Here is a 12,933-nt window from a genome sequence, read left to right as displayed (position 1 = left end):
GGTCAGCTAACCAGGCGCAGGGTGCGCGTGACGGTGCGGTTGCGGCCGCCGCGCTTGGCCGCGTAGAGCGCCTTGTCGGCCTGGCGCAGCACCGTCTCGAAGCCCGGCGCGTCCTCCGAGCCGAAGGCGATGCCGGCGCTGACCGTGCAGGTGAGGGAGGCGCCGTCGGTGTGGATGGCGCGGGCGGCGAAGGCGGCACGGATGCGCTCCGCGACCTGTTCGGCCTGCTCCGGCAGGCAGCGCGGCAGCACCAGGGCGAACTCCTCGCCGCCGAGGCGGGCCGCCGACATGCGCCGCTGCGTCGATGCCGCCAGCTCTTCGGCGAAGGCGCGGATCACCCGGTCGCCGGCCGCGTGGCCGTGGTCGTCGTTGATCGACTTGAAGCCGTCGAGGTCGAAGACGATGACGGCGGCGAACGGGCCGAACCGCATCGCGCCGTGACGGTCGAACAGGGCACGCCGGTTGAGCAGGCCGGTGAGCGCGTCGGTCATCGCCTCCTGGCGGTGCTTGCTGGCCATGCGCCAGTGGTTGAGCGCCAGCGACAGCGCGCCGATGCCGGTCATGCCGGCGATGCTGATCGCCAGCGACACGTCCTCCGCCCAGTTCTGCGGCGCCTGGCCGAGCACCAGGCGACCGTCGCCGATCAGCACGCAGGCGCAAAGCACGAAGCCGAAGGCGGTCACCGCATAGAGCACCGTCAGCCCGACGATCGGTCCCGGCGCCTCGGCGCGGCCGGTCCAGTATTCTCCGGCCGTGGCCGAAAGCAGCAGGGCGGCGGCGACGTTGAGCGCGATGAAGCCGAGCCCGTCGAAGCCGAGCAGCATGGCGGCGGCCGGGACGATCGGGGAAAGTGCGGCAGCCGACAGCGTCGGGCGCAGCGAGCTTTGGCCGGTGCGGAACTGCCGCGCCGCGCCGACAAGGGCCGAGAGCCCCACCAGCAGCAGCACGAAGGAGATCGCGCCGAGGAGCGGATCGGGATAGTCGACATAGAATCCGTAGAGGACGACGTAGACGACGATCAGCGCGACGCCGGCGGCCCAGGTCAGCAGGAAGGTCTGCGCGCGGGCGACCGACCAACTCATCAGGAGAGTGACGGCGAGACATCCGCCGGAGATGCCCAGCGCCGTCAACAGGGAGTTGTAGTCGAGCGTCATGACCCCCGCCATGCCCGAAGGCGTTCGCCAGCAGCCACCGACTACATGAAGGAGGTGTGCAGATGGTTACGACGGAGCGTCAAATGCCGACGGACGCCCGGTTTGCCGGGCGGGGCGGAGCGGATCGGGTCTATCGGCCGGCCCCCGAGCGCACGGTCAGCCTTCGCCGACGCGTTTCATCAGCGCCATGGCGCCGAAGGGCGCGCGCACCTTGCCCTCGGTGATGAAGTAGACGAACACGTCGCGCGGCTGCACCGGCGCCGTGGTTTTCGGATCGGCCTTGGGCAGATCGTCCGGCTCCTTGCCGGCCGCCCAGGTCTTTACCCGTTCTGCCCATTCATCGAGCCGTTTTGGCTCATAGCAATCCGGGTTGTCGTCGCTGCCGGTCTGCAGCCGGACATAGGCAAAATCGCCGGTGACGTCGGCGATCGCCGGATAGGTGGCGTGGTCGGCGTAGACGATCGCGACGTCGTGCCGGCGCGCCAGCGCCACGAATTCCGGCACGGCGAAGGAGGCGTTGCGCACCTCGACGGCGTGGCGCAGTTTTATCCCGCCCTGCTTTTCCGGCAGCAGTTTCAGGAAGGCGCCGAAATCGTCCTCGTCGAATTTCTTGGTCGGCGCGAACTGCCAGAGAATCGGCCCGAGCTTTTCGCCGAGCGCGGCGATGCCCTGGGTGACGAAACGCTCGACCGATTCGCCCGCCTCGGCGAGCACGCGGCGGTTGGTGACGAAGCGGTTGCCCTTCAGCGAGAACACGAAACCGTCCGGCGCCTCGCTCGCCCATTTGACGAAGGTCGGCTCCTTGAAGCCGGAATAATAGGTGCCGTTGACCTCGATGGTCGGCACCTGGCGTGAGGCGTATTGAAGCTGCTTCGCCTTGGCGAGCTTGTCGGGATAGAAGGAGGTGTCCCACGGCTCGAAGGTCCAGCCGCCCATGCCGGCGCGGATTTTTCCGGATTGCATCCTCGTCTCCGTTCCCTGCGGCCCGTCGATGTCCAGGCCGGAGCGGCCCTGGGTCGTGCGGCGAAAAATGCGTTCGTGTCGCCCGCTTGTCCACCCGGCGTTTTCAGGCTCCTGACAGCAGGCGCCGTTGCCACGCCCGGATATTGTCCCGTCTGGCTGTCAAAATGCTTCGCTTTTTCAGAACCGCGCGTCGCGAAGGCGCACGTCATGACGTGTCGGGATAGTCCAGGGCGTAGACGGCCAGCGCATGGGCATGCGCCAGGATATCGTCGACCTCGCGCACGTTGCGGGGACGGATGGCTGTGGGATCGAAGCGCGACAGCCGGCCGCCGGGCGGACGACCGGTCCGCAGCGGCGAGAAGCGGCGGAACCGGCCGGAGCCGGGTTTTGTCCGCGCATGCGCGGCGTCGCGATTCCCGCTTTGCACGCCCGCGGCGTCGCGGTTCCTGCTTTGCGCACCCGCGGCGTCGCGGGCAGCCTGCCAGCGAGCAAAGCGTCTCGCCTGGCCCGGCAGGTCGTCGAGCGCGGCGGCAAGTGCTGCGAGGCGCGAGCGCCGTGTCGGCCTACGAGATGTCCTACAAGCATCACCAGGGGCGCTGGCCGGAGGTGGGACCGCTGGTCGGCGCATTCGACGCGGTCGTGGCGGCGGAGGGATTCGATCTGCTTCCGCTGTCCGCCATGCATGCCGTGCGGGCAGGTGCCTACGGCCCCGAACATCGCGATCCGTTCGACCGGATGCTCGCGGCCCAGGCGGTGGTCGAGGGATTGACGCTGATGTCGAAGGACAGGTGGCTGAAGGAGTTGGGCGCGGGGACGATGTGGGAGTAGCTGCGTGTGCGGCGGCGGCCGGTCGTCATTGCAACGGTAGGCCGAGCCGCGCCGCCTCCGCGCGCGGGATCGGATCGCCGACGCGGAAGGCGAACGACACCACGCCGGTCGCGTCCGCGTCGACCTGGCATTCGAAGCTCAGATCGTGCCAGACGCCGCCGGCGCGGCGGTAGGCCGAGCGCTGGATCGCCAGAACCGTGCCCTCTTCCAGCCTGTAGGACGGCAGCAGGTCGGGAAAGTGGCCGCCGTTGAGCAGTTGCAGACCCAGCTCCGTCTCGCAGAGCCGGCCGATGCGGACGCCGCGCGGGATGTTCGCCATCGCCGTTGTCGCCGCCGGGCCGCCGGTCGCGGAGCGCGAGAACAAGGTCCGCGCCTCGTGCAGTTTTGGCTCCGACGCGGCCTTCGCCTGCCCGGGCGGCGGCCCTGCCGGCACCGGTGCCTTGTCGGGAGTCGCCGCCGTGGTCGTCAGCTGCTGCTCCGCGGCGCTGCCGGTGTTGTCGTCGGCCTTGCCGGGCTCCTTGCCTTCGTCTTTTTCAGCGGCCGGCTGCTTTTCGTCCTGCTCCGGATTTTCGGCGCTGGCTGCGTCCGCGGCTTTCCGTTCGTTCGCGACGGGAGGCCGGGGCGCCGGATTGTCCTCGGCGCCCGCGCCGGCGAGCGATCGGCGCGGGCCGGCATCCTTCTCGCCGAATTTCACGACGGGATTGAGCGGCGGGATCGGGGCGGCGGCGGCCTGTTCCGGCGCCGGCTCTGGCGGCTTGGCCGGCTCGGGCGGCGGCGGCTCGGCCTTGGCCGGTTCGGGCGGTTTCGGCGGCGGTTCGAGCGTGACCGATACGACCTCTTCTTCCTGCGGCTGCGACAGGGTTTCGGGGAGCCCGAAAATGACCAGCGCGGCGACCAGCGCATGCACGGCGACGGAGGCGGGCAGGCCCCAGCCCCGACGCTCGATGTTCGCCTCGCCAGTCATGGGTAGATAATTGGGATATCGGGGGTGTGGGCGCAAGGCGGGTGGGGTGATCGTTGAGGAATCCGCAGCGCCAAAATAGCGTCGCATCACGACAAGGGGAGGGATTTTTCGCGGCGCCGCGACCGATGAGATATCTGCTCGATACTCAAGCCTTGTTCGCGTGGCCGCATACGAATCCGAATATCGCGATCTGTTTGAGCAAATGCTAGCGGCGCAAGTTCGGCCTTAGGAGGTGGCAAGGAATTCAAGGCCGGTGAGACCTAGAATACGTCTATCCGTTCATTGTCGAGCCAATCGGGTATCTCAACGTGCTGCGCCAGCGGATGTTTGGCGAAAGTCGCGCGAATATTGGACAGGCTGTTAAACACATCCCACAAGAGGCGCTCGCGACTTTTGTAGTATTCTGTCGAAAAGTTGTCGGTCGTAAAAGTGTGAGCGGGCGTCTGACGCAATCGCCGAACGTCGCGTAGCGGCTTAATCACTACTTCGCGGAAAGCACCGGGATCATCCCAGACGATTTCGGTGAGAAGCCATTCCTCCAAGAGGGCGAGGGTACCTTTCCGCGTGACCACGATCTTACCGTCAGCGCGTGTCTCTTCGGTTTCCAAAGAACATTTGCCCTGAAAGAACGACGAATCTATGCTTTCAGATAGTAATTTGTCCAATGCCATGACGAACCGGTTGAAGTTCTCGGCGGTGGGGCGCAGGAACGAGGTAAGTCCGATCGGCACGTCGCCTTCGACCGGAGTGCGAAAGAGGCTTTGACCCCAAATGGCTTCGGAAAGCGCGCGGACTAGGCGCATTTCCTCGGTGATGGCATAGCGAATAGAGCGGTTCTTCCAGAATTCGCCTTCGATGCTGGAACGGTAATACGGTTCGCTCATTCGCACATCGCCTGACGCCAGGTAGCTGTTCCAGTATTGCTGGTGCTCAGCGGACAAGCGCGCGAGATATCGCAGAAAGACGATTGTGTAAGGTATGCGCTTGGCGTCAAATCCAAGGCCGAAGGTCTGCAATGACACCTTGTCACGCTCGGGATGCTGCTCGCTTTTGAAAAAATCGTCGATGATAGACATGCGGCCCATGTAGTCGGCGAAATGAACGTCGTAGCGCGGATCGGAGACATATCGCTCCAGGGACCCCATATCGAAGGCCCGGAATGCCAGCTGCGGTTCTACCAGTAGCAAGGCTTTCGAGAACGGGCGGTCGTGCCATGCCGAGAGATCGACCCGCCGCCGCACCTCGATCTCCGTGGGGTAGACGCTAAAGGCGCTAAGTTCCTCAGAGTGAAGAAGTTCGAGCTGGCTCGGTACCGGCAAATCCGGAAAACGCTTGATGTGCATGTTCACAGAATTGCGAGCGAACACAGCCGTGATTTTGCGATCTATGATGAGTTCGGCGAAAGCGCGACGGAGGCGTTCTGGCTTCTCCTCGATACGCAATAGGGTCGAGGCTACGGCCCCATTGAAACCGTCGCGTTCCGCGCTCGCAATAAATGAGGAGGCAATTGCATTCACAAGGTGATTTTTGGACATCGCGGTGCCAAGCCCTTCTACTCCACCGCCTCACGCTTCCCCGCCTTCGGCCTCCTCTCCAGCAACTCCTTCAAAAACTGCCCGGTGTAGCTGCGCGGCTCGGCCACCACCTCCTCCCGCGCGCCCGATGCCACCAGCTCGCCGCCGCCGTTCACGCCACCTTTCTCAATTCGAAGATCTCGCCGTGGCGTGCCGCCTCCCCGACATCGCCTCGCCGCAACGCCTCGCGGACATCGTCCAGCTTGAGCATGTCCTCGTGCGAGATGTAGGGCGACCAGCCGGTTTCGTCGTGAATGAGCGTCACCGGCACCTTCGCGACGAGATTGCCCTGTTGCACCAGCTTAATCGAATTCTCGGTCTTCATCGCCTTGTCCTCAGGTCGCCATCCCATTCCGTCTTGTCCGGCCAGTAGGCGGTGACGAGCACAGCCAAATCCCGCGAATGGTTTGGCATGCCCCACACAGCGTGTGCGATGCGCCCGTCGGAGAATACATGACGGGCCAGAAAGCACGGGCCGTGCCGGTAGTCCGGGTATCGTTCCAGGACCTCGGCGTCCGCGAGCGAATTCACCAACTGCCGGTAGGATATGTCCTTTTCCTGCAGTCTGCCATAGGCGTGGTCTGACGTGCGAACGGCCCCGGACGCGACAAGGAGGCGGATTTCCTCAACGAATCCACTCACTCCGCCGCTTCCCGCTTCCCCTGCTTCGGCCTTCTCTCCAGCAGCTCCTTCAAGAACTGCCCGGTATAGCTCCTCGGCTCGGCCACCACCTCCTCCGGCGTGCCCTGCGCGACCAGCTCGCCGCCGCCGTCGCCGCCTTCGGGGCCGAGGTCGAGGATCCAGTCGGCGGTCTTGATCACCTCCAGATTGTGCTCGATGACCACCACCGTGTTGCCCTGGTCGACCAGTTCGTGCAGCACTTCCAAGAGTTTTGCCACGTCATGGAAATGCAGGCCGGTGGTCGGCTCGTCGAGGATGTAGAGGGTCTTGCCGGTCGCCTTGCGCGACAGTTCCTTGGCGAGCTTTATGCGCTGCGCCTCGCCGCCCGACAGCGTCGTCGCCTGCTGGCCGACATGGATGTAGCCGAGGCCGACCTTTGCCAGAGTCTGCAGCTTGTCGCGGACGCTCGGAACGGCGGCGAAGAACTCGGCGCCTTCCTCCACCGTCATGTCGAGCACGTCGGCGATCGACTTGCCCTTGAAGGTGACCTCCAGCGTCTCGCGGTTGTAGCGCTTGCCGTGGCAGACGTCGCAGGTGACGTAGACGTCGGGCAGGAAATGCATCTCGATCTTGATGACGCCGTCGCCCTGGCAGGCCTCGCAGCGGCCGCCCTTGACGTTGAAGGAGAAGCGGCCGGGCTGGTAGCCGCGCGCCTTGGCCTCCGGCAGGCCGGCGAACCAGTCGCGGATCGGCGTGAAGGCGCCGGTGTAGGTGGCGGGGTTCGAGCGCGGCGTGCGGCCGATGGGCGACTGGTCGATGTCGATGACCTTGTCCAAAAATTCGAGGCCCTCGATGCGGTCGTGCTCGGCCGGATGCTCGCGCGACCCCATGATGCGGCGCGAGGCTGCCTTGAACAGGGTCTCGATCAGGAAGGTGGATTTTCCGCCGCCGGACACACCGGTGACGGCGGTGAAGGTGCCGAGCGGGATTTCGGCGGTGACGTCCTTCAGGTTGTTGCCGCGCGCGCCGACCACCTTTATGCGCCGGCCCTTCTTCAGCCGGCGGCGCTCGTCGGGCAGGGCGATCTCCAACTCGCCGGTCAGATATTTGCCCGTGATCGAGGCGGGGTTGGCCATGATTTCGGCCGGCGAGCCCTGGGCGATGATGCGGCCGCCATGGATGCCGGCGGCCGGGCCGATGTCGACGACGTAGTCGGCGGTGAGGATGGCGTCCTCGTCGTGCTCGACCACGATCACCGTGTTGCCGAGGTCGCGCAGGTGCTTCAGCGTGTCGAGCAGGCGGGCGTTGTCGCGCTGGTGCAGGCCGATCGACGGCTCGTCGAGCACGTAGAGCACGCCGGTGAGGCCGGAGCCGATCTGGCTGGCGAGGCGGATGCGCTGGCTCTCGCCGCCCGACAGCGTACCGGAATTGCGCGCCATGGTGAGGTAGTCGAGGCCGACGTCGTTCAAGAAGCGCAGGCGCTCGCGGATTTCCTTCAGGATGCGGACCGCGATCTCGTTCTGCTTGGCGTTGAGCTTTGCGGGCAGCTCGGTGAACCAGGCATCGGCCTTGCGGATCGACATGTTGGACACCTCGCCGATATGCAGGCCGGCGATCTTCACCGCCAGCGATTCCGGCTTGAGGCGAAAGCCGTTGCAGGCGGGGCAGGGGGTGGCCGACATGAAGCGCTCGATCTCCTCGCGCATCCACGCCGATTCCGTCTCCTTCCAGCGCCGCTCCAGATTGGGGATGACACCCTCGAAGGTTTTGGTCGTCTTGTAGGAGCGCAGGCCGTCGTCGTAGTGGAAGGTGATCTCGCGTTCGCCGGTGCCGCGCAGGATGGCCTGCTTAGCCTCCTCCGACAGGCTGGAAAATTTGTCGCCGAGCTTGAAGCCGAAAGCCTTGCCGAGTGCGTCCAGCGTCTGCGCGTAGTAGGGCGAGGTCGACTTCGCCCACGGGCTGACGGCGCCGTCGCGCAGCGTGACGCTCTCGTCCGGCACGACGAGATTCTCGTCGATGGCGCGCTGGCTGCCAAGCCCGTCGCAGGCCGGGCAGGCGCCGAACGGGTTGTTGAAGGAGAACAGGCGCGGCTCGATCTCCGGAATGGTGAAGCCGGAGACCGGGCAGGCGAATTTTTCGGAGAACAGGATGCGCTCGTGGGTTTCGTTGGCCGACTTGTTGACCGCGTCGTCGCCGGTCTGGCTGGCGTCGAGCGGCCTGTCGGCGAATTCGGCGACGGCGAGCCCGTCCGCCAGCTTCAGCGCCGTCTCGATCGAATCCGCCAGCCGCGCCGAAAGATCGCCGCGCACCACGATGCGGTCGACCACCACGTCGATGTCGTGCTTGTATTTCTTGTCCAGCGCCGGCGCCTCGGCGATCTCGTAGAACTGGCCGTCGATCTTGACGCGCTGAAAGCCCTTCTTCTGCAGCTCAAGCAGCTCCTTCCTGTATTCGCCCTTGCGGCCCCTGACGATCGGCGCCAGCAGGTAGAGGCGGGTGCCTTCCTCCAGCGCCAGCACGCGGTCGACCATCTGCGAGACGGTCTGGCTCTCGATCGGCAGGCCGGTCGCCGGCGAATAGGGCACGCCGACGCGGGCGTAGAGCAGGCGCATGTAGTCGTGGATCTCGGTGACGGTGCCGACGGTCGAGCGCGGGTTGCGGCTGGTCGTCTTCTGCTCGATGGAGATGGCCGGCGACAGGCCGTCGATCTGGTCGACGTCCGGTTTCTGCATCATCTCCAGGAACTGGCGGGCGTAGGCCGACAGGCTCTCGACATAACGCCGCTGCCCCTCGGCATAGATGGTGTCGAAGGCGAGCGAGGATTTTCCCGAGCCCGACAGGCCGGTCATGACGACAAGGCTGTCGCGCGGCAGGTCGAGGTCGACATTCTTCAGATTGTGCTCGCGCGCGCCGCGCACCGAAATGTACTTGTGGTCGGCCATGCCGCTCCGCCGTCTCGTCAGAATGGATTTCAGGGCCGGTCCGCGTGGTGCCGGCACCGCCTATGTAGGCACGCGCGCCGCCTTTGCGAGCGGGCGCCGCCGCCGGCGGATTTAGGCCGGTTTGACGGGTTTGGGCAAGCGAAAAGAACAAAGGTCGAACGAGTCTCCTGACACAAGCCGCGCGGCCTGTTTGGCGGGCAAGGTCTGTGGCGGCGGCGATCACTTTTTTCGGCGGCCGGCCTTCTTCGGTTGACGGGGGCGGGCAGGCTTGGCACACTCCGACCGTCGCCACGGTGACCCCGACCGGAAAGGCCGGTCGGCAGGGCAGGGCGCCGGTCTGCGAGACGCCGCAGGCAGTCACTTGGCAGGCATTGGTCGAACGTACGCGGGAGTGAGGCATGACTCCACCGGACAGTCCCGAAAGGCTCCGCGCCTGACGCGGAGCGGCGGTGAGGATCGGCCGGGATGAAGTCCGGCGCGAGACCGCCGTTTTCCCCCGACAATCAGAGACCATAGTCGAGTCGTCGGCGTGAGGCCGCGAGGCACTCGAAGAAAAAGCCGGTAAAACGCTCCCGGCAATCGGGTAAAATCCGAAAAGAAGCCCTGCATGCCGATGAACCGGCGGCAGGGCTTCATCTTTGTGGAAATCCCGCTTTCTTGCGCCGTCCCGGTCGCGCTGCTACGTCCCGGACGTTAGATTGAGATGCTTCGCGTCGATCCGCGCCAGAAAGGCTTTGCCGATGCCGAAAGGCCATGAACTCTCCGGCCTTGTGAAATGGTCCGACCGGGACGACTGGCGGGATCTTCTCGACGAGGTGTTCGACCATCACTTCGGCCCGTCCTTCGACGCCTACGGGATCGACTTCGACAAGCTCGAGGAACTCATCGGCGAGACCGACATGAACAGCCTGTGGAGCTGTGCCTTCGAGGATTTCCTGACGCGCCCGCTGTCGGACGAGGACGAGCGCACCGTGATCGACGACTATCTGAAGCGCCGCGGCTGGAAGGAAACGCCGTCCACCCGGCGCTACATGGAAGCCCTGCGGGACTCCGTTTTCAGCCTCCACGAGGTGAGCGGGATCGTTGCGGGCCAGTCGATGCTGGCACGCGACCTGCTGCTCGGCGGCGATCCGGTAGAGGTGACCGAGCATGCGGCGACGCGGATCCTGAAGGACGGCGATCGCATCGGCGGCCGCATCGTCGAGGTGTCGGGCAGGCATCGCCTCGCCGGCGGTGTGGTCGTCTTCGGCCCGGCCGCTGCCGACGAGGTGCTCGGGACCATCGGCGCCGAGATGAAGCGGCTCGGCGACGAAATCTCCGGCCAGGCGGTTTCGTCCGGCGAGGATCTTGGCGGCATGGATCCGCGGCAGATCGGCGAGACGATCTATCTGATGGACGCGGCGCCCGAATTCACCGCCATCTGGCTCGATCACAGGCTGAAGGGCAGGCTGGAGAAGGTGCCGCCGCCGCGCTTCAACAGCGATGGCGAGGAGCTGCTTTTCCACACCATGTCGTATCCGCTCACCGCCGGGATTTCCGAGGATGCGATCCGCGGCCGCCTCGATGCGCTTCCCGACCTGCGCGGCGAAGACGAGTTCGTCTGGAACTGGATCGACGGGGAGGATGAGGGCAGGGACCTTGCGTCTGGCAAGCTGCCGCAGGTGCGCGACGGTCGCCTGCATATGGAGCTCGAGGACGGGACGCCGGTGCTGGCGTCGATCGAGCTGACGCCGGGCGTCCTGCTGCTTTCGGCCAATTCGAAGCTGAGGGCCGACCGCGCCAAGATCATGCTGAAATCGGCCCTGAAGGGCATGATCGGGCAGCCGCTCGTCCAGATCCATACCTACGAGGAACTGGTCCGCCCGTAGGCGGGCGCGTCAGCGCGGCAAGGGCTTGAGGGTGCCGGCGGTGATGTCGACGGCCACCGAGCCGGAGATGCGCACGTCCCAGTCGCCCATGCGCACGAAGCCGTCGGCGTTCGGGCGCGGCGGTTCGATCGGCTCTTCCAGCGGCTTGACGATCGGCTCCGGCCGGACCACGCCGGGAAGCGGCTGCCGCGCCTCGTCGGCCCGAACGGGCGCGGGCGCCATGAGCAGCAGGATTGGCAGCATGAAGTTGCCGAGACGGCGGACGACGGCGATCATTCCGCCAATGTAGGACGAGACCGGCCGATGCGAAACGCATGAACGCCAATTCCTGACATTTTTTGCTGGCGCATGCCGAACAAAACGGGTACAAAACACCTGTGGACAGGTGGATGGAAATTGCGCCGGTCGCCGCGCAGCCGGCGACGATCGGATAAGATGCCGCCAATGTCCAAGGACGGCTGAATTTAGGACAAGCGTGGAGAAAGCGTGATGGCGGGCAGTGTCAACAAGGTCATTCTGGTCGGCAATCTGGGTGCCGACCCCGAAATCCGCCGGTTGAACTCGGGCGACCCGGTCGTCAACCTGCGCATCGCCACCTCCGAGTCCTGGCGCGACAAGAATTCCGGCGACCGCAAGGAAAAGACCGAGTGGCACAATGTCGTGATCTTCAACGACAACCTCGCCAAGGTGGCCGAGCAGTACCTGAAGAAGGGCATGAAGGTCTATGTCGAGGGTCAGTTGCAGACCCGCAAATGGCAGGACCAGAGCGGCCAGGACCGCTACACGACCGAGGTGGTGCTGCAGAAATTCCGTGGTGAATTGCAGATGCTCGACGCACGCGGGCAGGGCGGCGACGCACAGGTCGGTTATTCCGGCGGATCGGCCCGCGCCGGCTCGGATTTCGGCTATTCGGGCGCCGGGGACGATCGCGGTCAGCGCGCCGGCGGCGCGCGCGGCGGCGGCGGCGGTTCGCTCGATGACGAAATTCCCTTCTGACCGAGGGGTCGATGCGTGCTTGCCGGTCCGGCGCGGCCGGCTCTGAGGTGAACCGTGCTGTTGGGGACGAGATCGATCACTATGGCTGCGCTCGAACGCGTTGTTGCGGTTCTTCTCCTTGCCCTGGTCGCGATTGCTCCCGCGGCCCAGGCGGCGGAACTGCTGGACGACAAGCCGCGGATCGCCGTGGTGTCGGCGTTCCAGCCCGAATGGCTGGCTCTCAGGGCTGAGCTTGCCGAGGGCAGGGAGCACACGATCAACGGGCGGACCTTCGTCACCGGCACGCTCGCCGGCAAGGACGTCGTACTGTTCCTGAGCGGCGTCAGCATGGTCAACGCGGCCATGACCACGCAATCGGCGCTCGACCGCTTCAGCGTGACCTCGGTCATCTTTTCCGGCATCGCCGGCGGCGTCGACCCGTCGCTCAACATCGGCGACGTCGTGGTGGCCGACCAGTGGGGGCAGTATCTGGAGGCGGTGTTCGCGCGCGAGACGGCGGACGGCTTCGCCATCCCGCCCTTCATGGAGGAGGGCGAGTTCGACGGCTTCGGCATGATCGTGCCGCGTCCGGTCGGCGTCGCCCGCGACGGGGCTTCGGGCGAGGAGGCGCGCTTCTGGTTCCCGAGCGATCCGGGCCTGCTGGAGATCGCCCGCAAGGTCGCCGGCGAACTCGACCTCGCCGCCTGCGCGGCGGAGAACAAATGCCTGAGCGAGAAGCCAAAAATCGTCGTCGGCGGCAATGGCGTGTCGGGCCAGGCCTTCGTCGACAACGCCGCGTTCCGCGAATACGTGCATGCGACGTTCGCGGCCAAGGTGCTGGACATGGAGAGCGCGGCGGTTGCGCATGTCGCCTATGCCAACGGTGTGCCGTTTGTCGCCGTGCGCAGCCTTTCCGATCTCGCCGGCGGCGGCGAGGGGGCCAACGAGATGGCGACCTTCATGGCGCTCGCCTCGACCAATTCCGCCAACGTGGTCAAGGCGCTGCTGGAGAAGATGCCATGACGGAATGGTCGTGCGGTGCCC

Annotated in this window: 14 protein-coding genes; 4 read left to right on the top strand and 10 right to left on the bottom strand. The window is 65.6% G+C overall.

Going from position 1 to position 12,933, the window contains the following annotated elements:
• Nucleotides 1-2: 2 nt before the first annotated feature.
• From AC5JDC_RS23115 to AC5JDC_RS23105, 3 genes are all read right to left on the bottom strand, one after another.
• A complete protein-coding gene (locus AC5JDC_RS23115) occupies nt 3-1,154 on the bottom strand; it encodes a GGDEF domain-containing protein (RefSeq protein ID WP_495844947.1) in 1,152 nt (383 codons plus the stop codon).
• 156 nt (nt 1,155-1,310) lie between these two features.
• The gene (locus AC5JDC_RS23110; RefSeq protein ID WP_495844944.1) at nt 1,311-2,117 is read right to left on the bottom strand and encodes a DUF72 domain-containing protein; all 807 of its coding nucleotides are present in this window, start codon (nt 2,115-2,117) and stop codon (nt 1,311-1,313) included.
• Between the two features lie 205 nt (nt 2,118-2,322).
• Nucleotides 2,323-2,544, bottom strand: a complete 222-nt coding sequence (locus AC5JDC_RS23105) for a hypothetical protein (RefSeq protein ID WP_495844943.1) — start codon at nt 2,542-2,544, stop codon at nt 2,323-2,325.
• A gap of 128 nt (nt 2,545-2,672) precedes the next feature.
• Here AC5JDC_RS23105 and AC5JDC_RS23100 point away from each other — a divergent pair, with 128 nt between their 5' ends.
• A complete protein-coding gene (locus AC5JDC_RS23100) occupies nt 2,673-2,945 on the top strand; it encodes a type II toxin-antitoxin system VapC family toxin (RefSeq protein ID WP_495844941.1) in 273 nt (90 codons plus the stop codon).
• 25 nt (nt 2,946-2,970) lie between these two features.
• Here AC5JDC_RS23100 and AC5JDC_RS23095 read toward each other — a convergent pair whose 3' ends face one another.
• The 6 genes from AC5JDC_RS23095 to uvrA form a co-directional block, all read right to left on the bottom strand.
• Nucleotides 2,971-3,909, bottom strand: coding sequence for a DUF930 domain-containing protein (locus tag AC5JDC_RS23095; RefSeq protein WP_495844939.1), 939 nt, complete (start codon nt 3,907-3,909; stop codon nt 2,971-2,973).
• Between the two features lie 260 nt (nt 3,910-4,169).
• A complete protein-coding gene (locus tag AC5JDC_RS23090; protein ID WP_495844938.1) occupies nt 4,170-5,444 on the bottom strand; it encodes a hypothetical protein in 1,275 nt (424 codons plus the stop codon).
• 17 nt (nt 5,445-5,461) lie between these two features.
• The gene (locus AC5JDC_RS23085; RefSeq protein WP_495844937.1) at nt 5,462-5,599 is read right to left on the bottom strand and encodes a hypothetical protein; all 138 of its coding nucleotides are present in this window, start codon (nt 5,597-5,599) and stop codon (nt 5,462-5,464) included.
• The gene (locus AC5JDC_RS23080) at nt 5,596-5,808 is read right to left on the bottom strand and encodes a hypothetical protein (RefSeq protein WP_495844935.1); all 213 of its coding nucleotides are present in this window, start codon (nt 5,806-5,808) and stop codon (nt 5,596-5,598) included. The genes AC5JDC_RS23085 and AC5JDC_RS23080 overlap by 4 nt, the downstream gene beginning before the upstream one ends.
• The gene (locus AC5JDC_RS23075; RefSeq protein WP_495844934.1) at nt 5,805-6,125 is read right to left on the bottom strand and encodes a DUF4258 domain-containing protein; all 321 of its coding nucleotides are present in this window, start codon (nt 6,123-6,125) and stop codon (nt 5,805-5,807) included. The genes AC5JDC_RS23080 and AC5JDC_RS23075 overlap by 4 nt, the downstream gene beginning before the upstream one ends.
• Nucleotides 6,122-9,046 carry an excinuclease ABC subunit UvrA gene (gene uvrA / locus AC5JDC_RS23070; protein WP_495844932.1) on the bottom strand — a complete coding sequence of 975 codons (2,925 nt, stop codon included), beginning with the start codon at nt 9,044-9,046 and terminating at the stop codon, nt 6,122-6,124. Before uvrA ends, AC5JDC_RS23075 begins: the two co-directional genes overlap by 4 nt.
• A gap of 740 nt (nt 9,047-9,786) precedes the next feature.
• Here uvrA and AC5JDC_RS23065 point away from each other — a divergent pair.
• A complete protein-coding gene (locus AC5JDC_RS23065) occupies nt 9,787-10,914 on the top strand; it encodes a DUF7986 domain-containing protein (RefSeq protein WP_495844930.1) in 1,128 nt (375 codons plus the stop codon).
• A 9-nt stretch (nt 10,915-10,923) separates the two neighbouring features.
• Here AC5JDC_RS23065 and AC5JDC_RS23060 read toward each other — a convergent pair whose 3' ends face one another.
• On the bottom strand, nt 10,924-11,190 hold the full coding sequence (locus AC5JDC_RS23060) for a hypothetical protein (RefSeq protein ID WP_495844928.1): 267 nt from the start codon (nt 11,188-11,190) through the stop codon (nt 10,924-10,926).
• A 213-nt stretch (nt 11,191-11,403) separates the two neighbouring features.
• On the opposite strand from AC5JDC_RS23060, the gene ssb reads away from it, so the two are divergent.
• Nucleotides 11,404-11,910, top strand: a complete 507-nt coding sequence (ssb, locus tag AC5JDC_RS23055; RefSeq protein ID WP_106770364.1) for a single-stranded DNA-binding protein — start codon at nt 11,404-11,406, stop codon at nt 11,908-11,910.
• Nucleotides 11,911-11,991: 81 nt separating this feature from the next.
• Nucleotides 11,992-12,912, top strand: coding sequence for a 5'-methylthioadenosine/S-adenosylhomocysteine nucleosidase (locus AC5JDC_RS23050; protein WP_495844926.1), 921 nt, complete (start codon nt 11,992-11,994; stop codon nt 12,910-12,912).
• Nucleotides 12,913-12,933 lie beyond the last annotated feature (21 nt).

It is taken from the genome of Kumtagia sp., from assembly GCF_059502445.1.
This window is presented reverse-complemented; position numbering and strand designations above follow the sequence as displayed.

Bases quoted from the DNA above. Each gene is read 5' to 3' on its own strand.
- AC5JDC_RS23115 (WP_495844947.1), bottom strand. From the start codon at position 1,154: ATGACGCTCGACTACAACTCCCTGTTGACGGCGCTGGGCATCTCCGGC.
- AC5JDC_RS23110 (WP_495844944.1), bottom strand. From the start codon at position 2,117: ATGCAATCCGGAAAAATCCGCGCCGGCATGGGCGGCTGGACCTTCGAG.
- AC5JDC_RS23095 (WP_495844939.1), bottom strand. From the start codon at position 3,909: ATGACTGGCGAGGCGAACATCGAGCGTCGGGGCTGGGGCCTGCCCGCC.
- AC5JDC_RS23090 (WP_495844938.1), bottom strand. From the start codon at position 5,444: ATGTCCAAAAATCACCTTGTGAATGCAATTGCCTCCTCATTTATTGCG.
- AC5JDC_RS23080 (WP_495844935.1), bottom strand. From the start codon at position 5,808: ATGAAGACCGAGAATTCGATTAAGCTGGTGCAACAGGGCAATCTCGTC.
- uvrA (WP_495844932.1), bottom strand. From the start codon at position 9,046: ATGGCCGACCACAAGTACATTTCGGTGCGCGGCGCGCGCGAGCACAAT.
- AC5JDC_RS23065 (WP_495844930.1), top strand. From the start codon at position 9,787: ATGCCGAAAGGCCATGAACTCTCCGGCCTTGTGAAATGGTCCGACCGG.
- AC5JDC_RS23060 (WP_495844928.1), bottom strand. From the start codon at position 11,190: ATGATCGCCGTCGTCCGCCGTCTCGGCAACTTCATGCTGCCAATCCTG.
- ssb (WP_106770364.1), top strand. From the start codon at position 11,404: ATGGCGGGCAGTGTCAACAAGGTCATTCTGGTCGGCAATCTGGGTGCC.
- AC5JDC_RS23050 (WP_495844926.1), top strand. From the start codon at position 11,992: ATGGCTGCGCTCGAACGCGTTGTTGCGGTTCTTCTCCTTGCCCTGGTC.